Below are 22616 nucleotides of genomic sequence, written 5' to 3' on the forward strand. Positions count from 1 at the left end.
GTCATGCGCGTTCTGATTATCGAAGACGAAGAAAAAACCGCGGACTATCTGCACCGCGGCCTGACGGAACAGGGTTTCACCGTGGATCTGGCCCGCGATGGTGTGGACGGTCTGCACCTGGCGCTGGAGAGCGACTACGCGGTAATCGTCCTCGACGTGATGCTGCCGGGCCTCGACGGCTTCGGTGTGTTGCGCGCCCTGCGTGCGCGCAAGCAAACCCCGGTGATCATGCTCACCGCCCGCGAGCGTGTGGAAGATCGCATCAAGGGCCTGCGTGAAGGCGCCGATGACTATCTGGGTAAACCGTTTTCCTTCCTTGAACTGGTGGCACGCCTGCAAGCGCTGACTCGCCGTAGCGGCGGCCATGAACCGGTGCAGGTGAGCATCGCCGACCTGTGGATAGATTTGATCAGCCGCAAGGCCACCCGCGCCGGTACACGTCTGGACCTGACCGCCAAGGAGTTCTCGCTGCTCAGCGTGCTGGCCCGGCGCCAAGGCGAAATCCTGTCAAAAACCGCCATTGCCGAGATGGTCTGGGACATCAATTTCGACAGCGACGCCAACGTCGTCGAAGTCGCGATCAAACGCCTGCGGGCCAAGCTCGACGGGCCGTTCGAAGAGAAACTGCTGCACACCATTCGTGGCATGGGTTATGTGCTGGAGAGCCGTGGTGTCCAGTAATTCCATCGCGCTGCGTCTAAGCGGGATGTTTACGCTGGTAGCGCTGCTGGTGTTCCTGTTGATCGGTTGGGCGCTGTACCAGCAGGTCGACAAAGGCCTGGGCCTGCTGCCAGAAGCCGAACTCGATGCGCGCTACAGCGTGCTCGAATCCACGGTCGGCCGTTACGGCACGCCCGAGCATTGGGTGAAGATCAACAACAAGCTCAATCTGTTGAGCGAAGAAGACAAGCGCATCAGTTTCTGGATCATCAGCGGCGATCCACACTACGAATACGGCAACCTGACACCGCAGATCCGCGCCTTTGCCCAAGGGCCACTGGGCACGCGCGACATGCATCTGCCGGAGCACCCGTATCCGCTGAAAGTGCTGGTCAGTGAGTTCCCGGCCAAGGACCAGCGCCCGCCGCTGCGCTTCATGATCGCCATCGACACCGAAACGTTTTTCCACACCCAGCATCACCTGCTGGTCGCGCTGATCAGCCTGGCGATTGTCGGTGTGCTGCTGGCCTCGGCACTGGGTTATTGGGTGGCGCGGATCGGCCTCAAGCCGCTGATCAAACTGTCCCAGGAAGCCCGGCGCCTGGCCCCGCCGTTGCGCTCGGGGCGCTTGCGATTGTCACCGTTGCCGCCGGAACTCGATCAATTCGTCAGCTCGTTCAACTCAACCCTGGAACGGGTCGAGCAGGCCTACTCGCGCCTTGAGTCATTCAACGCCGATGTTGCCCACGAACTGCGCTCGCCACTGACCAACCTGATCGGCCAGACCCAAGTCGCATTGACCCGCGGACGCTCCGCCGAGCATTACTTCGAAGTGCTGCAATCAAACCTCGAAGAGCTTGAGCGACTGCGTTCGATCATCAACGACATGCTGTTCCTCGCCAGCGCTGATCAGGGCAGCAAGGCGACCAAACTCACCTCGACCTCGCTGGCCGATGAGGTGGCCACGACCCTGGAATATCTGGACTTCATTCTCGAGGACGCTCAAGTCCAGGTCGAGGTCAGTGGTGACGCGCAAGTGCGGATCGAGATCGCCCATCTGCGCCGGGCGTTGATCAACTTGTTGAATAACGCGGTGCAGCACACCGCGCCCGGGCAGGTGATTCAAGTGCGGATCGAAGCCCAGGAGCATCAAGTCAGCATCGGCGTCGCCAACCCAGGTTTGCCGATTGCCAGTGAGCATCTGCCGCGCCTGTTCGAACGCTTCTATCGGGTCGATGCGTCGCGTAGCAACAGCGGCCACAATCACGGCCTGGGGCTGGCCATCGTCAAGGCGATTGCGCTGATGCATGGCGGGGATGTGTTCGTGCGCAGTGATCATGGGATGAATACGTTCGGCATACACCTTCCCGTCTGAAACACACAAACTACTGTGGCGAGCGAGCTTGCTCGCGCTGGGCTGCGAAGCGGCCCTAAAAACCTGTGTGCGCGTTCTTTCAGACAGTCCATATTCCTCGGACCTGCGACTGCTGCGCAGCCGAGCGGGAGCAAGCTCCCTCGCCACAAAAGCGCTCGACACCACCAACTGTTGCTCAAGTCGCAACAGTCCTTTCATGAATCCGCTCTTTTTCCCCTCGCCTCATATCCTTATCTTTGCCCGCACCAAACAGCACTTGCCAAGCAAGAAGGTTTTAAAGATGTCCAACAGTATGGGTATTGCCAGCGCTTTCGTTTTGTCCTCTTTGTTCCTGTCGCCATTGGCGATGGCGGAAGAATCGCAGACTTTCGTCGCGCATAACGCCGCACGCGCTGCGACGTTCGAAGAGCATCAGGTCGAGATGACAGCCAAGGCTGCCCAAGATACCCAAGCCCCGCAAGCGTCCAGCATCCAGGCCCAGCCACGGGTCGAGAAAGACAGCTGACCGGCACCGATCACCCCCGTTTTCATCGACACTTTTCATCGGCTCTTCCCTTTGAAAAGTTGTCTCCAAAGCCGCTGCTGTCAGCGGCTTTTTTTATAGTGGCGACTCGGCCTTCTTTGCAATTTCTGTAACGAAAGTCACTGACGCCCACGCCATTGATCAATCGTTCGAGCAACAGGAAGGATTCACTCGGCTGCTACGTTTATGCAACTACGCTTAGAGCGTCCCTTTAGCAGACGTCAGCCCTATGACCGCAAGCCGCACCGCACATTTTCAAGGCCCGACCGGGCGACCCGAGATCTTGGTGATCTTCGGCAGCACCCTGACAGTCATCTCGATCCTGTGCATCGTCACCTTCCTGCTGATCCGCGAACACGCCAACGCCCAGCAGACCGCCACACGTAGCGCGACCACCATCGCGCAACTGATCGACGCCGATGTCTTGCGTACGGTCGAGCTCTATGACTTGACCCTGCAGGGCCTGATCGCTGCCGCCCAGCGGGACGACCTTAAACAGGTTGCACCGCAGATCCGTCATCTGGTGCTGTTCGACCGCTCCACCACTGCGCGCTACAAGGGCGACATCCTGCTGCTGGACAAGCACGGCGACGTACTGGCCGACTCATCATTGATCGAGCCGAAACCGGGGAACTTCGCTGACCGCGATTATTTCCTGGCCCATGTCTTCAATCGCGACACCGGCATGTTTATCAGCCGGCCGTTCAAGCCACGCTGCGACTGCGATGACAGCGACGAATGGCGCATCAGTTTCAGCCGGCGCATTTCATCGCCCACGGGTGAGTTTCTGGGGGTCGCGGTAGCGTCGATGCGCATGAGCTATTTCGATCAGCTGTTCAGCAGCCTCGACATCGGCAATGGCAGTACGCTTGGCATCATCAACGACGACGGGATTCTCCTGGCGCAGAAACCGTACCGTGAACAAAACGCCATCGGCAAAAGCATCTCCAGCCGCCCTAACGTCGTACGCATGCTGCGCGAGCGCAGTGGCACCTTTGAAAGCGTGTCGAGTGTCGATCATCAACGGCGCCTGTACACCTTTACCCGGGTCGGCAATCTGCCGTTGACCGTCATCGTGGCCCTTTCCATCGACGAAGTGTTCGCTACCTGGAACCGCACAGCCTATGCGATCAGCGGTGCAACAGGGGTTTTGTGCATCGGCCTGTTGTGGCTGACCTGGCTGCTCTGTCGGGAGCTGCGACGGCGCCAAAGTGCCGAGCAGGAATTGGCGCAACTGGCGGCCACCGATGCCTTGACCGGCGTGGCCAACCGTCGATCCCTTGATCAGACCCTGCGCCATGAATGGTTTCGCGCGCAGCGCAGCGGCAAGCCGTTGTCATTGCTGATGATCGATGCCGATCACTTCAAGGCCTTCAATGACCGACACGGGCATCAGGCCGGCGACGAAGCCTTGCGGGCGTTGGCCGAGGTCATCCGCGCCAATGTCCATCGCCCGGCGGACCTGGTGGCTCGCTATGGTGGCGAGGAGTTTTCGGTGATCCTGGCCGAAACTGACAGTGAAGGCGCGAAGCAGATCGCCGAGCACATCCGCGAGGCGGTGCAGAAACTGCCACTGGTGGACCCCGGTGAGCCGCCGATGAGCGTGAGCATCGGCATTGCCACCTGGACGGCGGCCAGCGATATCAACCTGGAGCAATTGCTGTTCAGCGCGGACAAGGCGTTGTATCAGGCCAAGGAAGGGGGGCGGAACCGGGTGGTGTGCGCCGGCTGATTTTTTTGTTGAGTGGACGGACGTCATCGCGAGCAGGCTCGCTCCTACAAGGGAATACAATCCACTGTGGGAGCGAGCTTGCTCGCGATGAGGCCAGCCGAGGCAACACAAAATTCGGGACATAAAAAAAGGCCACCCGAAGGCAGCCTTTAAAAACTAGAGAGGTTTTTTGCTTACACCGCCGCAACCGGGCGCATGTAAGAGATTGGTGCGGTGCTGGCGTCTTCGAACGTCACGACTTCCCAGGCATCTGTCTGCTCAATCAACTTGCGCAGCAGCTGGTTGTTCAGTGCGTGGCCGGACTTGAAGCCCTTGAACTCACCAATCAGGCTATTGCCCAGCAGGTAGAGGTCACCAATTGCATCGAGAATCTTGTGCTTCACGAATTCGTCTTCATAGCGAAGGCCGTCTTCGTTCAGTACGCCATCGGCGTCGACCACGATTGCGTTTTCAACGCTGCCGCCGAGTGCGAGGTTGTGCTTGCGCAGGTACTCGATGTCACTCATGAAACCGAAAGTACGGGCGCGGCTGACTTCTTTTACGAACGAAGTGCTGGAAAAATCCACGCTTGCACTTTGGGTGCGGTCCCGGAAAACCGGGTGATCGAAATCGATCTCGAAGCTCACCTTGAACCCTTCGAAAGGGACGAAAGTGGCGCGCTTGTCGCCGTCTTCCACTGTCACTTCACGCAGGATGCGGATGAATTTCTTGGCGGCGTCCTGTTCTTCCAGGCCTGCCGATTGAATCAGGAATACGAAGGGTCCAGCGCTGCCATCCATGATCGGGACTTCGGACGCGGAGAGCTCGACGTAGGCGTTATCGATGCCCAGGCCAGCCATGGCCGAGAGCAAGTGCTCTACCGTGTCCACTTTGACGTCGCCATTGATCAGCGTGGTCGACATAGTGGTTTCGCCGACGTTTTCCGCGCGGGCAGGAATCTGCACCACAGGGTCGAGGTCAGCGCGACAAAACACAATGCCAGTGTCGACAGGCGCAGGCTTGAGGGTCAGGTAGACCTTCTCCCCGGAGTGCAGGCCTACACCTGTGGCACGGATAATATTTTTCAGTGTGCGTTGTTTAATCATGGCTTGGGCCGCTTCAGCGCAAATTGCGAACTGGTATCAACAAAGGCTGGCGATGATAGCAGACCGAGCCTTTGCTGAACACCAATCACCTTCATAGCCCTGATACATTCCATCAATCGGCCTGACGACGCAGGAAAGCCGGGATGTCCAGGTAGTCCAGGTCATCTTGCGGATTCATCTTCGCGGCAGTCGCAGCACCGGCCTGGGCCTGGTTGCGCATGACGGTCGGACGGTCCAGGTCACGGTAGTTAACCGCTGGAGCTTCCTGACGAACAGGGGCCTGTTGTTGTGGCTGTGCAGCCATCGAAGTGTGAACGGTGTTGTCGATGACCTTCACAGGCTTCTCGATTTTAGCGCCAAGACCTGTGGCAACGACAGTCACGTGCAGCTCGTCGCGCATGTCCGGATCGATAACGGTACCGACCTTGACCATCGCGTGCTCGGAAGCGAAGGCTTCGATGATGCTACCCACGTCGGAGTACTCACCCAGGGACAGGTCAGGACCGGCGGTGATGTTCACCAGGATGCCGCGTGCGCCTTGCAGGTTCACGTCTTCGAGCAGCGGGTTGCGGATGGCCGCTTCGGTTGCTTCGCGTGCACGGTTCGGACCGCTGGCGCAGCCAGTGCCCATCATCGCCATGCCCATTTCGCTCATCACGGTACGCACGTCGGCGAAGTCGACGTTGATCATGCCCGGACGCTTGATGATGTCGGAGATACCGCGAACGGCACCGGCCAGTACATCGTCAGCCTTGGCGAAAGCCGACAGCAGGCTTGCGTCTTTACCGAGGATGGTCAGCAGCTTCTCGTTGGGAATGGTGATCAACGAGTCGACGCTTTCAGACAGCAGACGGATGCCTTCGTCGGCGATCTGCATACGCTTGCGGCCTTCGAACGGGAACGGACGAGTCACGACCGCAACGGTCAGGATGCCCATTTCCTTGGCCACTTCGGCGATGATCGGCGCAGCACCGGTACCGGTACCTCCGCCCATGCCAGTGGTGATGAACACCATGTTGGTGCCCTGCAGGACTTCGGCAATGCGCTCACGGTCTTCCAGAGCAGCCTGACGACCTACTTCAGGGTTGGCGCCAGCGCCCAGGCCCTTGGTCACACCGGTACCCAGTTGCAGGATGGTCCGCGCGCCGATGGATTTCAGCGCCTGGGCATCAGTGTTGGCGCAGATGAACTCGACGCCTTCGATGTTGCTCTTGACCATGTGGTTGACAGCGTTGCCGCCGCCACCGCCGACACCGATAACTTTGATTACCGGGCTTGCGGGGATGTTGTCTACGAGTTCGAACATTTTCCCTCTCCTTTCAATTCTCTAGTTTTTTCGCCTACTGCGTGCTTCGGTGTAACGGTATTACGGTAAATCTTCAGAAATTGCCCTGGACCCACTTCTTCAGGCGGTCCAGCAGCGGAGCCTGTGGCTCTTCGTTGCTGTAGCTGTCGCGGCTGCCGATGCCCGAGAACGAGATGCCGTCGGACTGCTTCTGCAGGCCGTACATCAACAGGCCGACGCCGGTGGAATAGATCGGGTTGCGCACCACGTCATCCAGACCTTTCACGCCGTGAGGCACGCCCAGGCGCACCGGCATGTGGAAGATTTCCTCGGCCAGTTCAGTGGCGCCTTCCATTTTCGCGGTACCGCCGGTCAGCACGATGCCGGCCGGGATCAGGTCTTCGTAGCCGCTGCGGCGCAGTTCGGCCTGGATCAGCGTGAACAGTTCGTCGTAGCGCGGTTCGACCACTTCGGCCAGGGCCTGGCGGGACAGTTCGCGCGGCGGACGGTCGCCGACGCTTGGCACCTTGATGGTTTCGCCGGCACCAGCCAGTTTGGCCAGGGCGCAGGCGTAACGGATCTTGATTTCTTCGGCGTACTGGGTCGGAGTGCGCAACGCCATGGCGATGTCGTTGGTCACCTGGTCACCGGCAATCGGGATCACAGCGGTGTGACGGATCGCGCCTTCGGTGAAGATCGCGATGTCGGTAGTACCGCCACCGATGTCCACCAGGCACACGCCCAGCTCTTTCTCGTCATCGGTCAGTACCGAGTACGCGGAAGCCAGTTGCTCGAGAATGATGTCGTCGATTTCCAGACCGCAGCGGCGCACGCATTTTTCAATGTTCTGTGCAGCGTTGACGGCGCAGGTGACCACGTGGACCTTGGCTTCCAGACGCACGCCGGACATGCCCAGCGGCTCGCGGACGCCTTCCTGGTTATCGATCACGTAATCCTGCGGCAGGGTGTGCAACACGCGCTGGTCAGCCGGGATCGCCACGGCCTGGGCGGCGTCGAGCACGCGTTCAAGGTCTGCCGAGCTGACTTCGCGATCCCGAATCGCCACGATGCCGTGGGAGTTCAGGCTGCGGATGTGATTGCCGGCCACGCCGACGAACGCCGAGTGAATGCGGCAACCGGCCATCAACTGCGCTTCTTCGATAGCGCGCTGGATCGATTGCACGGTGGATTCGATGTTCACCACCACGCCTTTTTTCAGGCCACGGGACGGATGAGTACCGATCCCGACGATTTCCAGCGTGCCGTCGTCCGCGACCTCGCCCACCAGCGCCACCACCTTGGAGGTGCCGATATCGAGACCGACGATCATTTTGCCGCTTTGCACGTTTGCCATGGGTCCTGCCTCTTCTTAATTCTTCGCGACAGCGGGTTGGGCTGCCGTGGGCGCTACAGGTTCCCGCCAGCCAACAGCGAGGCCGTTGGCGTAGCGCAGATCGATGCGCGCAATGTTCGTAATCTGTTCTTTGAGCGTCTTGTCATAGATGGCGATGAAACGGCGCATCTTTTCCACCTGGTTGCCGCGTCCCAGCAGCAGTTCGATCCCGGGACCCGCACTGCCGGGGCCGGTGGTCAGGAACCAGCTGCCGCGATCACGCAGTTCCAGGCGTGCAATCGAGAAGCCCAGCGGCCTGAGCATCTGGCTCAGCACCTGGTATTGCTGCATCACTTGCTGCTGGGCCCGTTGTGGGCCGAACAGCTGTGGCAGGTGTTCATAGTTCGCCAGCTCGCGCGGGGTGAAGGCCTGGCCCTGGTTGTTCAACAGCGACTCGTCGCCCCAACGGGCCACCGGCAGTTGTTCTTCCAGGCGGATCACCACTTGATCCGGCCACACCCGGCGCACTTCGGCATGGGCAATCCATGGCATCGTTTCCAGCTCGGTGCGCATGCTCGCCAGGTCGATGGTGAAGAAGCTCGACGCCACGTACGGGGCGATCCGCTGCTGCACTGCTTGCTGGCTGATGTAGCTCAGGTCGCCCTGCACGTTGATCTTGGTGATCGGCCGGTCGGCATACGGCAACAACCGTGTAGCGCCTTCGTAAGTACCGAACCCCAAAGCCACCAGCAGCACCGGCCAGAACAACGCTTTGAGAAAACCGAAGTTGGCTTTCGGCAGGCGCGCGGACATCGGCTCTTTGGCCACCATTCGGCTGGCGCCCCGCGGTACCGGCTTGCGGCCGGTCGGTGCGGTGGGCTGATGTCTGAGCTGAGCGCCTTGCATGGCCTTAACCTCTCGTCGACTCTTGGTTACCGGCAGCATTGCCGGCAACGCTCTCGGCCAGAATGGCCAGAACCAGTTGCTGGAAATCCAGACCGGCGGCACGGGCCGCCATCGGCACCAGGCTGTGATCGGTCATGCCCGGTGCGGTGTTGACTTCCAGGAACCAGAACTGCCCATCGGCGTCCTGCATCACGTCTGCCCTGCCCCAACCGGCGATACCCAGCGCTTCACAGGCTTTCGCCGTGAGGTCCATGAGTTCCTTTTCCTTGGCGCTGTCCAGACCGCACGGAATGCGGTACTGGGTATCGTTGGCGATGTACTTGGCGTCGTAGTCGTAGAAGCTGTGCGTCGTGCCCAGGGCAATTGGTGGCAACACCTGGTCACGCAGGGTGGCGATGGTGAACTCCGGACCGTGAATCCATTGCTCGACCAACACTTGCGAATCGTAGGTACTGGCCGCTTTCCATGCGTCGATCAATTCGGACGCTGAACTCACTTTGGCCATACCGATACTTGAACCTTCATGGGCCGGTTTGACGATCAAAGGGAAGCCCAGTTCCGTGGCCGCCGAAATACAATCGGCCTCGCTGCTCAGTACCGCGTGACGTGGGGTCGGAATGCCCAGGCTGTGCCAGACCTGCTTGGTGCGCAGTTTGTCCATCGCCAGGGCCGACGCCAGAATGCCGCTGCCGGTGTACGGAATGCCCAGGCATTCGAGCAGGCCCTGCATGCTGCCGTCTTCACCGCCACGACCGTGGAGGATGATGAAGGCGCGGTCGATCTTTTCGTTGAGCAGACGCTGCAGCAGGTCATCGCCCACGTCGAGGCCGAACGCGTCCACACCGGCGCTTTGCAGTGCGTCCAGAACAGCGTTACCCGACTTCAGGGACACTTCTCGCTCGGCACTCTTGCCGCCGAACAGCACGGCGACGCGGCCGAAATCTTTCGGCGCGATCGTGGAGACCAGGTTGGCGTAGGCAGCAGTCATTTCAACGTCCCCTTCTCCGGCGCGGCAACGGCACCGGCGAACAACTCACTTTTCAACAGTTTTGGTGCGAGACCGCCGATATCGCCGGCGCCCTGGCACAGCAGGATGTCGCCGGCGCGCAGCAGCGGCTTGACCACTGGCGCCAGGTCAACACCACGCTCGATATAGATCGGATCAAGCTGGCCACGCTGACGGATGCTGTTGCACAGCTTGCGGCTGTCGGCGCCCGGAATCGGCTCTTCGCCGGCCGGATAGACTTCCATCAGCAGCAGTACGTTGGCGTCGGCCAGTACATTGACGAAATCGTCGTACAGATCACGGGTGCGGCTGTAACGGTGCGGCTGGTAGACCATCACCAGGCGGCGCTCCGGCCAGCCACCGCGTACGGCCTTGATCACGGCCGCGACTTCCGTCGGGTGGTGACCGTAGTCATCGACCAGCATCACATTGCCGCCGTCCACCGGCAGTTCGCCGTAGACCTGGAAGCGTCGGCCGACACCCTGGAACCCGGACAGGCCCTGGACGATGGCTTCATCGCTGACGCCTTCGTCAGTGGCGATGCAGATGGTCGCCAGTGCATTCAATACGTTGTGGTTGCCCGGCATGTTCACCGAAACATCCAGCGGCTCGCGGTCAGGGCGCAGCACGGTGAAGAAGGTCTGCATGCCTTGCTGGCGCACGTTGATGGCGCGCACGTCGCAGTCTTCGCCGAAGCCATAGGTGACCGTCGGGCGTTTGACCTGCGGGAGGATTTCACGCACCACCGGATCGTCCAGGCACACCACCGCCAGGCCGTAGAACGGCAGGTTGTGCAGGAATTCGACGAAGGTTTTCTTCAGCTTGTTGAAGTCACCGTCATAGGTCGCCATGTGGTCAGCGTCGATGTTGGTGACCACGGCCACCAGCGGCTGCAAGTGCAGGAAGCTGGCGTCGCTTTCGTCGGCTTCGGCGATCAGGTAGCGACTGGTGCCGAGCTGGGCATTGGTGCCCGCGGCATTCAGGCGTCCACCGATCACGAATGTCGGGTCCAGGCCACCGGCGGCGAACACCGAAGCGATCAGGCTGGTGGTGGTGGTTTTGCCATGGGTACCGGCAACGGCGATGCCGTGGCGATAACGCATCAGCTCAGCCAGCATTTCTGCACGCGGCACCACCGGGATACGGCGTTCCAGCGCGGTAGCGACTTCCGGGTTGGAGGTGTTCACAGCGCTCGACACCACCAGCACGTCAGCGGCCGCGGCGTTCTCGGCGCGATGACCGATGAAGATCTGCGCCCCGAAGGACTCCAGACGCTCGGTCACCGGCGAAGCCTTCAGGTCAGAGCCGGACACGGCATAACCCAGGTTCAGCAGCACTTCGGCAATCCCGCACATGCCCACACCGCCGATACCGACGAAGTGGATACGACGGATGCGGCGCATTTCCGGTTGCGGCATGGCTTTCTGACTCTCAACCATGGGCCACCTCCAGGCAGCTATCGACCACGTTACGGGTGGCATCGGGTTTGGCCAGGCGGCGTGCCGCGGTAGCCATTTCGTTGAGTCGTTGTGGTTGCATCAGGACCTCTGTCAGGCGAGCGGCAAGATCCGCTGCACCAGTCGTTCTTTGCGGCATCAGGAAGGCTGCGCCTTCACGGGCCAAATATTCGGCGTTGCGGGTCTGGTGATCGTCGATGGCGTGAGGCAAAGGCACCAGCATCGAGGGCAGACCGGCGGCGGCCAGTTCACTGATGGTCAGCGCGCCTGCGCGACATACCACCAGGTCGGCCCAGCTGTAGGCTTGAGCCATGTCTTTGATGAAGGGCTGCACCTGCGCCTCGACGCCAGCCGCGCGATAGCGCTCTGCAGTCACTTCATCGTGGTTTTTGCCGGCCTGATGGAACACTTCCGGACGCAAGTCGGCAGCGACTTGCGACAGGGCTTCAGGCAGCAACTTGTTCAACGGTTCTGCGCCCAGGCTTCCGCCCAGGATCAGCAAACGCGCCTTGCGACCGGCCAGGGCAGGTCGCGATGTCTCGAGGAACAGCTCGGTGCGCACCGGATTACCAGTGGTCCGGCGGCTGTCCGACAGGGTAAAGGTGTCGGGGAACGCTTCACAGACTCGGGCGGCCAACGGCACCAGCAACCGATTGGCGGTACCGGCCACGGCGTTCTGTTCGTGAACGATCACCGGCACGCCGGCCAGTTTTGCCGCGACGCCGCCAGGACCGGTCACAAAGCCACCAAAACCCACGACGCAGACCGGTTGCAGACGGCGAATGATCGCCCGCGCCTGCCAGACCGACTTGAACAACATGAACGGCGCCTTGAGCAGGGACAATTTGCCCTTGCCGCGCAGACCGCTGGCGTTGATCCGGTGCAGCTCGATACCGGCTGCCGGTACCAGATCGTTCTCGATGCCACGCGGGGTGCCGAGCCAGTGCACGGTATAGCCGCGCGCCTGGAATTCGCGGGCACAGGCCAGCGCCGGGAACACGTGGCCACCGGTACCGCCTGCCATGATCATGACGTTAGCGCCCATGGTTCGGCTCCTCAGCGAAGTCGCTCTCATGGAACTCCATCTCTTCACTGCCCAGGTGGGTTCGACTTTCCCACTCGATGCGCAGCAACAAGCCGAGACAGGCACAGCAGATCACCAACGAACTGCCACCATAACTGAGGAACGGCAGGGTCAGACCCTTGGTCGGCAGCAGGCCGACGTTCACGCCGATGTTGATCAGGAACTGGCCGATCCACAGGAACGACAAACCGTAGGCAACATAAGCGGCGAAAAACTGCTTGGCCTTTTCCGCCCACAATCCGATGTACATGCCGCGAATACACACGAAGACGAACAGTGCCACGGTACACAACGAACCCACGGCACCCAGTTCTTCGGCCAGGACCGAGAACACGAAGTCGGTGTGGGCTTCCGGCAGGTAGAACTGTTTCTGCACGCTGTTGCCCAGGCCGACGCCCAGCCATTCGCCGCGACCGAAGGCGATCAAGGCTTGGGACAGCTGATAGCCGGCACCGAACTGGTCGGCCCACGGGTCGGCAAAGTTGGTCAGGCGCGCCATTCGATACGGCTGCATTTGAATCAACAGCACCACCGCGCCGACAGCCAGCACCACCATCAGGGAAAAACGGAACAGCCCGACGCCCCCCAGGAACAGCATCGCCGCCGCAGCGCCCATCATCACGACGGTGGCACCGAAGTCCGGCTCCATCAGCAGCAGGCCCGCCATCGGCAGCAGCACGATGAACGGCTTGAAGAAGCCCATCCAGCTTTCGCGCACTTCTTTCTGGCGACGCACCAGATAACCGGCGAGGTAGATCACCACGAACACCTTGGCGATCTCGGAAGGCTGGACGTTGAAGAAACTGAAGCCGATCCAGCGCATCGAGCCGTTAACTTCACGGCCGATCCCCGGAACGATCACCATCACCAGCAAGCCGAACGCACCCAGCAGCATCAGCCAGCCCAGACGTTGCCAGGTAGCGATCGGGATCATCATGGTGACGATGCAGGCACCCAGGCCCAGCACCACGTAAATAAGGTGGCGAATCATGTAATACAGGGCGCTGCCCGACTGCACGGCCGCCACTTCGGTCGATGCCGAGGCGATCATGATCAGCCCCAGGCCGAGCAGCGTCAGGCAACCGGCAAGCATCGGGAAGTCGAGGTCGATACCGCGCCCGGTGATGAGCGGCGATGGATACGGCTTGATGATGCCTTTTAGGCTCATGCCAGATCCTCCACGGCTTGGACGAACTGGTGACCACGGTCTTCGTAGTTCTTGAACATGTCGAAACTGGCGCAGGCTGGCGACAGCAGCACCACGTCGCCCGGCTGGGCTACGGCGCGGCATTGCTCGACGGCTTCGATCAGGGAGCCGGCGCCGATCAGCGGTACGGCATCGCCGATGGCCTCGCCGATCTTGTCGGAATCGCGGCCCATCAGGACCACGGCGCGGCAGTTGGCCGCCACCGGATCGCGCAGCTCCTTGAACTCGGCGCCCTTGCCATCGCCACCGGCGATCAGCACGACCTTGCCGTCAATGTCCGCGCCCAGGCCTTCGATGGCAGCCAGTGCAGCGCCAACGTTGGTGGCCTTGGAATCGTTGTAATAGCCCACGCCGTCGAGGTCACGGACCCACTGGCAGCGGTGTTCGAGACCGGCGAAGGTGCGCAGGCTCGACAGCATGGCATCGAATGGCAGGCCGACTGCATGGCCCAGGGCCAGGGCTGCCAGGGCGTTGGACTGGTTGTGGGCGCCGCGAATCTTCAATTCTCGCACTGGCATCAGAGTCTGGAATTCGAAGGCCAGGTATTTCTCGCCGTCTTCTTCACGAATACCGAAAGCTTTGAAATCGGGTTTGCTCAGGCCGAAGGTCCAGCATGGCTGCCCTTCGCCTATCAACGGACGACTCAGGGCGTCCTGACGATTGACCACAAACTGCCTGGCGCCACGGAAGATCCGGTGCTTGGCCAGGTGATAGGCCGGCAGACCGCTGTAACGGTCCATGTGGTCTTCGCTGACGTTGAGCACAGTCGCCACTTCGGCGTTGAGCTGATCGGTGGTTTCCAGCTGGAAACTCGACAACTCCATCACGTACAACTCGATGTCGTCGCTGAGCAAGTCCAGCGCCGGCGTACCGAGGTTGCCACCGACGGCAACACGCTTGCCTGCCGCAGCCGCCATCTCGCCGACCAGCGTGGTGACGGTACTTTTCGCGTTGGAACCGCTGATGGCCACGATCGGCGCCTTCGCGTTACGCGCGAACAACTCGATGTCGCCGGACAACTTCACGCCACGGGCGGCGGCAGCCTGCAGGGCCGGGGTCGCCAGCGCCAGGCCGGGGCTCACGTAGAGCTCGTCGGCACGGCACAGAAATTCGACGTCCAGCTCGCCACAACGCACTTCCACGTGCGGATGGTCACGCTTGAGCGTGGCCAGTTCCGGTGGATTTTCCCGCGTATCGGCCACGGCAAACGCCACGCCCCGGTTCGCCAGGAAGCGAACCAGGGACATGCCGCTCTTGCCGAGGCCGACAACGATGCGGAAGTGGTCAGAAGCGATCAGAGACACGTATTTCTACCTCAGCTTCAGGGTGGCAAGGCCAACCAGCACGAGAATCACGGTGATGATCCAGAAACGGACGATCACGCGCGGCTCGGGCCAGCCCTTGAGTTCAAAGTGGTGGTGAATGGGCGCCATGCGGAATACACGGCGACCGGTCAGTTTAAAAGAGGCAACCTGAATGACGACTGACAGGGTTTCCATCACGAACACGCCGCCCATGATGAACAGGACGATTTCCTGACGGACAATCACCGCGATGGTGCCCAGGGCCGCGCCCAGCGCCAGTGCGCCGACGTCACCCATGAAGACTTGTGCCGGATAGGTGTTGAACCAGAGGAAGCCCAGGCCTGCTCCGATCAGTGCGCCACAGAACACGATCAACTCACCAGCGCCCGGTACATAAGGAATCAGCAGGTATTCGGCGAATTTCACGTTACCCGACAGGTAGCAGAAAATGCCCAGGCCACCGCCGACCATCACGGTCGGCATGATCGCCAGGCCATCGAGGCCGTCGGTCAGGTTGACCGCGTTACTCGAACCGACGATCACGAAATAGGTCAGCACGATGAAACCGGCGCCCAGCGGAATGCTGTAGTCCTTGAGCATCGGCAGGATCAGGGTGGTTTCCACCGGCGTAGCGGCAGTCATATAAAGGAAGATCGCCGCGCCCAGGCCGAACACCGACTGCCAGAAATACTTCCAGCGGCTCGGCAAGCCACGGGAGTTCTTCTCGATGACCTTGCGGTAGTCGTCGACCCAGCCGATGGCGCCGAACAGCAGGGTCACCAGCAACACGACCCAGACGTAACGGTTGCTCAGGTCAGCCCACAGCAGAGTGCTGACACCGATGGACGACAGAATCAGCGCGCCACCCATGGTCGGTGTACCCGACTTGGACAGGTGCGACTGCGGGCCGTCGTTGCGAACGGATTGACCGATCTGACGGTTCTGCAACGTGCGGATCATCCATGGGCCATAGCACAGCGACAGGACCAGCGCGGTCAGTACACCGAGAATCCCGCGCAGGGTCAGGTACTGGAAGACCGCGAAGCCTTTGTAGAACTGTTGCAGATACTCCGCTAGCAGCAGCAGCATTAATGTTTCTCCAGACTGGACCCGCACAAGGCGGCGACGACGTTTTCCATCGCAGCGCTGCGCGACCCCTTGATCAAAATGGTGGTATTTGTGTCTTGCTCGGCACCCAGGGCCTTGATCAGTTCAGCCTGTGTGCTGAAGTGAAAAGCCTGCGGACCGAATGCGTTCACGGCGTGAGCCATCATTGGCCCGACGGCGTACAGCGCAGAAACCTTGCCACGGGCGTACTCGCCCACGTCGCGGTGCCCCTGCTCCGCCCATTCGCCCAACTCGCCGATATCCCCGAGCACCAGGACGGTGCGACCGGAAAAGCCGGCCAGTATATCAACGGCAGCGCACATTGAGGTGGGGTTGGCGTTGTAAGTGTCATCGATCACGCGCATGCCATTGCTGGCCAATTGCGCAACGGTGCGACCCTTGACCGGTTGCACCGCGCCAAGGCCGGCGGCGATACCGAACAGCGACACACCCAGGGCATGGGCGGCGGCAGCGGCGGCCATGGCATTGGCGACGTTGTGGGTGCCGAGCAGGTTCAGTTGAACGCGCTCCGAGCCTTCAGGGCTGTGCAGGTTGAACGCCGGGCAGCCGCGAGCATCGGTGGCCAGGTCACTGGCGTAGAAATCGGCACTGGTGTTGCTCAACGCAAACGTCAGCACTTTGCGGTCACCGGCGCGCGCCTTCCAGATACCGAATGCCTTGTCGTCGAGATTGAGAACGGCGACGCCATCGGCATCCAGCCCTTCAATGATCTCACCCTTGGCTTCGACGATTTTGTCCGGACCGCCGAACTCACCGACGTGGGCGGTCCCGGCGTTATTGAGAATGGCCACGTGCGGCCTGCTCAGGCCGACGGTGTAGGCAATTTCGCCCAGACGCGAAGCACCCAGTTCGATCACGGCAGCGGTGTGTTCCGGCGCCAGTTCGAGCAAGGTCAGCGGCACGCCGAGGTCGTTGTTTAAATTGCCACGAGTGGCCAGCACTGCGCCGCGCGTGCGCAGGATGCTCGCAAGCATTTCCTTGACCGTGGTCTTGCCGCTGGAACCGGTGACGGCCGCGACCGGATGGACGTAGGCGACGCGATTCAGCGCGCCCAACTGGCCCAGGGCCTGGCGGGTGTCGCTGACCAGTAACTGCGGCAGCGTGCTGCCAGCGACTTCACGCTCGACCAGCGCAGCCACGGCGCCCTTGGCGGCGACTTCGTTCAGATAGTCATGACCGTCAAAACGCGGACCGGTCAGGGCAATGAACAACTGCCCCGGCTTGATTGCACGGCTGTCGATGCTGACACCGTCGAAGCTGGCATCGACGGACACAAGGCGAGCATTCAGCGCAGCAGTCAGTTCACTCAGTTTCAAGGCCTTAAGCATGGGTCACCTCCCACGCAGTCAAGGCGCGATCGGCCTCGACCAGATCGGAAAAGGCATGACGCTCGCCGTTGATTTCCTGATAGTCCTCGTGACCTTTACCGGCCAGGACAATCACGTCATCCGCTGAGGCACTGGCGATCAGCCGGGCAATCGCCTGACCACGACCGGCAACGAATTCCACTTTATCCACTGCCGTGAAACCGGCGCGGATGTCATCGAAAATCACCGATGGGTCTTCAGTGCGCGGATTGTCATCGGTCACCAGCACGCCATCGGCCAGGCGCTCGACCACTTCAGCCATCAACGGGCGCTTGCCGCGATCGCGGTCGCCGCCACAGCCGAACAGGCACAACAACCGGCCCTTGGCGTGCGGACGCAGGGCCAGCAATACTTTTTCCAGGGCATCCGGGGTGTGGGCGTAATCGACCACCACCAGCGGCTGCGAACCACCGCCCAGACGCTGCATGCGACCGGCAGGGCCTTCAAGCTGCGGCAGCACCTTGAGGATTTCGTCCAGGGCGTAATCCAGACCGAGCAACGCGCCGACCGCCGCCAGGACATTGCTCAGGTTGAAGCGACCGAGCAAGGTGCTGCGCAAGTGGTGCTCGCCTTGTGGCGTGACCAGCGTGGCGCGCACGCCTTCGTCGTCGAATTGCGCCTGGCGGCAATACAGGTAAGCGCTGGAATCTTCCAGGCTATAGGTGATCAGCCGCGATTCGCACTTGTCGGCGGCCAGTTGCCGACCAAACTTGTCGTCGAGGTTGACCACGCGGCATTTCAAGTCATTCCAGGCAAACAGCCTGGACTTGGCTTCGCCGTAAGCCTGCATGGTGCCGTGGTAATCCAGGTGATCGCGGGACAGGTTGGTCATCACCGCCACATCGAAGGCCAATGCCGTCACGCGGCCCTGGTCCAGGCCATGGGAAGAAACCTCCATCGCCACGGCTTTGGCCCCGGCCTTTTTCAGGTCCGCCAGGGTCGCTTGCACGGCAATCGGATTCGGCGTGGTGTGCAGGCCGCTTTCCAGCGCGCCGTAGAAACCGGAACCGAGCGTGCCGACCAAGCCGCAGTGCTGGCCGAGCAGGTCCAGTGCCTGGGCAACCAATTGAGTCACGCTGGTCTTGCCATTGGTGCCGGTCACGCCCACCAGGTTCAGGTGATGGCTCGGCTCGCCATAAAAGCGCCCTGCGATGTCCGACAGCTGAGCCGCCAGGCCTTTGACCGGAATCAGCGGCACTTCAGTGATCGGCAGGACTGTGGAGCCTTCTACTTCATAGGCCACTGCGGCAGCACCGCGTTGCAAGGCGTCGGCAATATGCGCGCGCCCATCGAATTTCCCACCCGGCACGGCGAGGAACAGATCGCCCGCGCGCACATTGCGGCTGTCCAGGGCGAGTTCGCGAATCAGCAGATCGTGGCCGGCGTGAGGGAAAATCTTGTTCAGGCTCAGAGACATCAGCCGCGCCCTCCATTGGCTTTCAGCGGAACGACCGGTGTTGCGTTCGCTTGTTGAGTAGGTGGCAGGTTGTCCGGGGTAATGTTCATCAGGCGCAGGGTGCCCGACATCACGCGGCTGAACACCGGTGCGGAAACCAGGCCGCCGAAGTAACCGGCCTTGGTCGGCTCGTCGATTACCACCACGATGGCGTAACGCGGGTCGCTCATCGGGCCGAAGCCGGCGAACAGCGAACGGTAGGAGTTCTCGGCGTAACCCTTGGTGCCGACCGAGGTTTTACGCGCAGTACCCGACTTGCCGCCCACGTGATACGCCGGCACCTGCGCACGGAATACACCGCGCGGGGCCTCGATCACTTGCTGCAGCATGCCCTGCATGGTTTTCGCGACCGCCTCCGGCAGCACCTGGGTGGTTTGCGGCGCTTTGTCAGTCTTGATCAGGGTCAGCGGTGCGAGGCGACCATTGTTGGCCAAGGCCGAGAAGGCGTGGACCAGCTGGATCGCGGTCACGGAGATACCGTAGCCGTAGGACAGCGTGGCGGTTTCTGCCTTGCGCCATTCGCGGTAGTTCGGCAGGTTGCCGACGCGCTCGCCCGGAAAACCCAGGCCGGTGTCCTGGCCGAGGCCGACTTTCTGCGCCAGACGGAAAATGGTTTCGCCACCAATATCGAACGCGACCTTGCTCATGCCGACGTTACTGGAGTTGATCAGGATGCCGGTCAGGTCGAGCACCGGACCTTCGGTCTTGGAAACGTCCTTGATGGTGTACTTGCCAATCTGCAAGGAGCCCGGATACACCTCGACGGTGTCGCTCGGTTTCCAGCGGCCGGTTTCGATCGCGGCGCTCATCGAGATCGCTTTCATGGTCGAGCCTGGCTCGAACACGTCGATCATCGCGCGGTTACGCATCATCGCCGGCTGCAGGTTGCGGCGGTTGTTCGGGTTGTAGGTCGGCTGGTTGACCATTGCGAGAATCTCGCCGGTCTTCACGTCCATGATCACCAGGCTGCCGGCCTTGGCGCCGTTCTCGATGATCGCATTGCGCAATTCGCGGTTGGCCAGGTATTGCAGGCGCAGGTCAATGGACAACGCCAAGGGCTTACCGGCCTTGGCGTTTTTGGTGACCTGCACATCCTTGATCAGCCGGCCGCGCCGGTCCTTGATCACTTGACGCTTGCCAGGGACCCCGGCCAGCCATTCGTCGTAGGCCAGTTCGACGCCTTCACGACCGTGATCATCGATGTCGGTAAACCCGACCATATGAGCAGTGACTTCGCCGGCCGGGTAGAAACGCCGGAACTCTTCGATGCCATAAACACCCGGCACCTTCAGATCGAGCACAGCCTGGCCCTGCTCCGGGGTCAGTCCGCGCACCAGATAAATGAATTCTTTGTTGGCCTGGGCTTCGAGACGTTCGGCCAGGGCTTTCGGGTCCTGCCCCAAGGCAGCCGCCAGTGCCGGCCACTTCTCTTTGGCTGTTTGCATTTCCTTGGCATTGGCCCAAAGGGTGGTGACCGGAGTACTCACGGCCAAAGGCTCGCCGTTACGGTCGGTGATCAGACCACGGTGAGCCGGAATGGGAATATGACGAACACTGCGGGCATCGCCCTGACCTTTAAGGAAGGCACGGTCGACCACTTGCAAATCGATGATGCGCCAGGCAATCGCGGCCACCATGATACCGAGCAAACCCAGCACCACGCGGAACCGCCAAGGAAAGAGTGCACCTTCGAGTTTCATCATGGCGCCACCATCTTCACGTCAGCGGCACCAGGGATATGCATTTTCAATTGTTCGGTAGCCAGCACTTCGATACGACTGTGGGCGGTCCAGGTGCTCTGCTCCAGAATCAACCGGCCCCACTCCGCCTGCGCCTTGTCGCGCACGCTCAGTTCGTTGTACAGCGAATTCAATAGCTGACGGTTCCAGTGCGCGCTGTAGGACACGCCGATGGCCGACACGAGCACGCCGATAAACAGCAGCAGCATGAAGAAGCTTCCGCCGGGCAATGGCTTGGCGAAAAGCTTGCTCACCGCAGCTTCTCCGCCACGCGCATGACAGCGCTACGGGAACGTGGGTTGGCTTTGAGTTCGGCGTCGGAGGCCGTCTGCGCTTTGCCATGGACTTTGATTTTCGGTTCGAAGGCGACATGCCGAACCGGCAGGTTGCGCGGCAGGTTGTCGGCTTCGCCTTTGACCAGCTTGCGCATGAACAGTTTGACGATACGGTCTTCCAACGAATGGAAGCTGATCACCACCAGGCGACCGCCCACTTCCAGGCACTCCAGCGCGGCTTCGAGACCGGTTTCCAGATCACCCAGTTCGTTGTTGACGTGAATACGCAATCCCTGGAAAGCGCGGGTTGCAGGGTTCTTGCCCTTTTCCCACGCCGGGTTGGCGACCTTCAGGACTTCAGCCAGGTCACCGGTGCGCTCGAATGGCTTGATGTCGCGGCGCTCGGCCACGGCACGGGCCATGCGGCCGGAGAAACGCTCTTCGCCGTATTCCTTGAACACCCGGGCGATTTCTTCCACCGGAGCGGTGTTGACGAATTCGGCGGCGCTGATGCCACGGGACGGATCCATGCGCATATCCAGGGGACCGTCGTTGAGGAAGCTGAAGCCGCGCTCAGGGTCGTCGAGCTGTGGCGAAGACACGCCCAGATCCAGCAGAACGCCGCTGACCTTGCCGGCCAGACCGCGTTCGGCGACTTCCGAACCGAGCTCGGCAAAGCTGCGCTGCACAACGACAAAGCGGCCGTCTTCGGCCGCTAGCGTCTGCCCAGTGGCAATCGCTTGTGGATCTTTATCGAATCCGAGCAACCGACCATCGGGACCGAGCTGGCTGAGGATCAACCGGCTGTGTCCGCCGCGCCCAAACGTGCCGTCCAGATAGCAGCCATCAGGACGTACGGCGAGAGCCTCGACGGCTTCGTCAAGCAGTACGGTGATGTGGTTAAAGCCGCTATCAATAGTCACAGGATCAAATCACGCAGTTCATCAGGCATCGCGCCCGGTTGTTGAATGGCAGCCAGGTCAGCGGCAGAAACCGCGTTCCAGGCATCCTCGTCCCACAATTGGAACTTGTTCAGTTGGCCTACCAACATCGCGCGCTTATCCAACTTGGCATATTCACGAAGACGCGGCGGAACCAGAAAACGACCACTGCCATCGAGCTCGAGGTCGACGGCATTACCAATCAGTAAACGTTGCAGGCGACGGTTCTCTTCGCGAAGCGAAGGCAGTGCGCGCAGTTTGGTTTCAATAATTTCCCACTCATCGAGGGGGTAAACACACAAACAAGGATCAACGGCATCAATTGTCACGATTAACTGACCGGAGCTGCGCGAATCGAGCTCGTCACGGTACCGGCTCGGCATTGCGAGACGGCCCTTTGCATCGAGACTGATAGCGTTGGCTCCGCGAAACACGTCAGCGTTTCTCCAAATTCTAGCGTTTTGAGTTCAAAAAACCCACTTCATGCCACTTTCCGCCACTTGCGCACACTATAGGAATGCGCCCACCACACCGTCAAGGCACGGAGCAAAGGAAAACCCTTACAGAACTGAGATTTAGGAGCATTAACGGAGAGGTAACGAGAATCCGGCAGATGAAACTGACCGATAACTTGAATCAGCACGGGAGGCTGCGTTCGGAAGTTAAAGTAATTTATTAAGAGTAAGATTTTTTTGGTATTACAAAAGAGGTTCTGCGGATGATTGTGTAAGGAGGGAAACCGGTGCTGCGTGG

Annotated in this window: 20 protein-coding genes; 4 read left to right on the plus strand and 16 right to left on the minus strand. The window is 60.8% G+C overall.

Annotated features, from left to right (window positions below):
• The first annotated feature begins 3 nt into the window (after positions 1-3).
• From KGB07_RS11545 to KGB07_RS11560, 4 genes are all read left to right on the plus strand, one after another.
• Complete coding sequence (locus KGB07_RS11545) at positions 4-681, plus strand: heavy metal response regulator transcription factor (protein ID WP_046041935.1); 678 nt, start codon at positions 4-6, stop codon at positions 679-681.
• Positions 671-2035: a heavy metal sensor histidine kinase gene (locus KGB07_RS11550; RefSeq protein WP_046041934.1), complete on the plus strand. Its 1365-nt coding sequence runs from the start codon at positions 671-673 to the stop codon at positions 2033-2035. Before KGB07_RS11545 ends, KGB07_RS11550 begins: the two co-directional genes overlap by 11 nt.
• Positions 2036-2315: 280 nt before the next feature.
• Entirely contained in the window at positions 2316-2540 is a 225-nt protein-coding gene (locus KGB07_RS29585) for a hypothetical protein (RefSeq protein WP_046041933.1), read from the plus strand.
• 247 nt (positions 2541-2787) lie between these two features.
• Positions 2788-4290: a sensor domain-containing diguanylate cyclase gene (locus KGB07_RS11560; RefSeq protein WP_046041932.1), complete on the plus strand. Its 1503-nt coding sequence runs from the start codon at positions 2788-2790 to the stop codon at positions 4288-4290.
• 173 nt (positions 4291-4463) lie between these two features.
• Here KGB07_RS11560 and lpxC read toward each other — a convergent pair whose 3' ends face one another.
• From lpxC to mraZ, 16 genes are all read right to left on the minus strand, one after another.
• Positions 4464-5375 (minus strand): UDP-3-O-acyl-N-acetylglucosamine deacetylase, encoded by a 912-nt coding sequence (gene lpxC / locus KGB07_RS11565; RefSeq protein WP_007916984.1) that lies wholly within the window; start codon positions 5373-5375, stop codon positions 4464-4466.
• Between the two features lie 112 nt (positions 5376-5487).
• Complete coding sequence (gene ftsZ / locus KGB07_RS11570; RefSeq protein ID WP_046041931.1) at positions 5488-6681, minus strand: cell division protein FtsZ; 1194 nt, start codon at positions 6679-6681, stop codon at positions 5488-5490.
• Between the two features lie 73 nt (positions 6682-6754).
• Positions 6755-8014 carry a cell division protein FtsA gene (gene ftsA, locus KGB07_RS11575; protein ID WP_007972611.1) on the minus strand — a complete coding sequence of 420 codons (1260 nt, stop codon included), beginning with the start codon at positions 8012-8014 and terminating at the stop codon, positions 6755-6757.
• Between the two features lie 15 nt (positions 8015-8029).
• The gene (locus tag KGB07_RS11580; RefSeq protein WP_008045915.1) at positions 8030-8899 is read right to left on the minus strand and encodes a cell division protein FtsQ/DivIB; all 870 of its coding nucleotides are present in this window, start codon (positions 8897-8899) and stop codon (positions 8030-8032) included.
• 4 nt (positions 8900-8903) lie between these two features.
• The gene (locus KGB07_RS11585) at positions 8904-9887 is read right to left on the minus strand and encodes a D-alanine--D-alanine ligase (protein WP_223465448.1); all 984 of its coding nucleotides are present in this window, start codon (positions 9885-9887) and stop codon (positions 8904-8906) included.
• Entirely contained in the window at positions 9884-11344 is a 1461-nt protein-coding gene (murC, locus tag KGB07_RS11590) for a UDP-N-acetylmuramate--L-alanine ligase (protein WP_046041927.1), read from the minus strand. The genes KGB07_RS11585 and murC overlap by 4 nt, the downstream gene beginning before the upstream one ends.
• Entirely contained in the window at positions 11337-12407 is a 1071-nt protein-coding gene (murG, locus tag KGB07_RS11595) for an undecaprenyldiphospho-muramoylpentapeptide beta-N-acetylglucosaminyltransferase (RefSeq protein ID WP_046041926.1), read from the minus strand. Before murG ends, murC begins: the two co-directional genes overlap by 8 nt.
• On the minus strand, positions 12397-13614 hold the full coding sequence (gene ftsW / locus KGB07_RS11600; protein ID WP_046041925.1) for a putative lipid II flippase FtsW: 1218 nt from the start codon (positions 13612-13614) through the stop codon (positions 12397-12399). The genes murG and ftsW overlap by 11 nt, the downstream gene beginning before the upstream one ends.
• Entirely contained in the window at positions 13611-14957 is a 1347-nt protein-coding gene (gene murD, locus KGB07_RS11605; protein ID WP_223465449.1) for a UDP-N-acetylmuramoyl-L-alanine--D-glutamate ligase, read from the minus strand. Before murD ends, ftsW begins: the two co-directional genes overlap by 4 nt.
• 6 nt (positions 14958-14963) lie before the next feature.
• Positions 14964-16046 (minus strand): phospho-N-acetylmuramoyl-pentapeptide-transferase, encoded by a 1083-nt coding sequence (mraY, locus tag KGB07_RS11610; protein ID WP_016773275.1) that lies wholly within the window; start codon positions 16044-16046, stop codon positions 14964-14966.
• Positions 16046-17413, minus strand: coding sequence for a UDP-N-acetylmuramoyl-tripeptide--D-alanyl-D-alanine ligase (locus tag KGB07_RS11615; protein ID WP_046041923.1), 1368 nt, complete (start codon positions 17411-17413; stop codon positions 16046-16048). Before KGB07_RS11615 ends, mraY begins: the two co-directional genes overlap by 1 nt.
• Positions 17406-18869 carry a UDP-N-acetylmuramoyl-L-alanyl-D-glutamate--2,6-diaminopimelate ligase gene (locus KGB07_RS11620; RefSeq protein ID WP_223465451.1) on the minus strand — a complete coding sequence of 488 codons (1464 nt, stop codon included), beginning with the start codon at positions 18867-18869 and terminating at the stop codon, positions 17406-17408. The genes KGB07_RS11615 and KGB07_RS11620 overlap by 8 nt, the downstream gene beginning before the upstream one ends.
• On the minus strand, positions 18869-20608 hold the full coding sequence (locus KGB07_RS11625) for a peptidoglycan D,D-transpeptidase FtsI family protein (protein ID WP_177323526.1): 1740 nt from the start codon (positions 20606-20608) through the stop codon (positions 18869-18871). The genes KGB07_RS11620 and KGB07_RS11625 overlap by 1 nt, the downstream gene beginning before the upstream one ends.
• A complete protein-coding gene (ftsL, locus tag KGB07_RS11630) occupies positions 20608-20901 on the minus strand; it encodes a cell division protein FtsL (RefSeq protein WP_046041919.1) in 294 nt (97 codons plus the stop codon). Before ftsL ends, KGB07_RS11625 begins: the two co-directional genes overlap by 1 nt.
• Entirely contained in the window at positions 20898-21845 is a 948-nt protein-coding gene (rsmH, locus tag KGB07_RS11635) for a 16S rRNA (cytosine(1402)-N(4))-methyltransferase RsmH (protein WP_007972589.1), read from the minus strand. Before rsmH ends, ftsL begins: the two co-directional genes overlap by 4 nt.
• The gene (mraZ, locus tag KGB07_RS11640) at positions 21842-22297 is read right to left on the minus strand and encodes a division/cell wall cluster transcriptional repressor MraZ (RefSeq protein ID WP_007917012.1); all 456 of its coding nucleotides are present in this window, start codon (positions 22295-22297) and stop codon (positions 21842-21844) included. The genes rsmH and mraZ overlap by 4 nt, the downstream gene beginning before the upstream one ends.
• Between the last annotated feature and the right edge of the window lie 319 nt (positions 22298-22616).

The sequence above is a fragment of the Pseudomonas sp. GL-RE-26 genome (assembly GCF_019956275.1).
In the GTDB taxonomy this organism is placed as follows: domain Bacteria; phylum Pseudomonadota; class Gammaproteobacteria; order Pseudomonadales; family Pseudomonadaceae; genus Aquipseudomonas; species Aquipseudomonas grandcourensis.

Coding starts and splice junctions, on each gene's coding strand:
- KGB07_RS11545 (WP_046041935.1), top strand. CDS start 4: ATGCGCGTTCTGATTATCGAAGACGAAGAAAAAACCGCGGACTATCTG.
- KGB07_RS29585 (WP_046041933.1), top strand. CDS start 2,316: ATGTCCAACAGTATGGGTATTGCCAGCGCTTTCGTTTTGTCCTCTTTG.
- KGB07_RS11560 (WP_046041932.1), top strand. CDS start 2,788: ATGACCGCAAGCCGCACCGCACATTTTCAAGGCCCGACCGGGCGACCC.
- lpxC (WP_007916984.1), bottom strand. CDS start 5,375: ATGATTAAACAACGCACACTGAAAAATATTATCCGTGCCACAGGTGTA.
- ftsZ (WP_046041931.1), bottom strand. CDS start 6,681: ATGTTCGAACTCGTAGACAACATCCCCGCAAGCCCGGTAATCAAAGTT.
- ftsA (WP_007972611.1), bottom strand. CDS start 8,014: ATGGCAAACGTGCAAAGCGGCAAAATGATCGTCGGTCTCGATATCGGC.
- KGB07_RS11580 (WP_008045915.1), bottom strand. CDS start 8,899: ATGCAAGGCGCTCAGCTCAGACATCAGCCCACCGCACCGACCGGCCGC.
- KGB07_RS11585 (WP_223465448.1), bottom strand. CDS start 9,887: ATGACTGCTGCCTACGCCAACCTGGTCTCCACGATCGCGCCGAAAGAT.
- murC (WP_046041927.1), bottom strand. CDS start 11,344: ATGGTTGAGAGTCAGAAAGCCATGCCGCAACCGGAAATGCGCCGCATC.
- murG (WP_046041926.1), bottom strand. CDS start 12,407: ATGGGCGCTAACGTCATGATCATGGCAGGCGGTACCGGTGGCCACGTG.
- ftsW (WP_046041925.1), bottom strand. CDS start 13,614: ATGAGCCTAAAAGGCATCATCAAGCCGTATCCATCGCCGCTCATCACC.
- mraY (WP_016773275.1), bottom strand. CDS start 16,046: ATGCTGCTGCTGCTAGCGGAGTATCTGCAACAGTTCTACAAAGGCTTC.
- KGB07_RS11615 (WP_046041923.1), bottom strand. CDS start 17,413: ATGCTTAAGGCCTTGAAACTGAGTGAACTGACTGCTGCGCTGAATGCT.
- KGB07_RS11620 (WP_223465451.1), bottom strand. CDS start 18,869: ATGTCTCTGAGCCTGAACAAGATTTTCCCTCACGCCGGCCACGATCTG.
- KGB07_RS11625 (WP_177323526.1), bottom strand. CDS start 20,608: ATGAAACTCGAAGGTGCACTCTTTCCTTGGCGGTTCCGCGTGGTGCTG.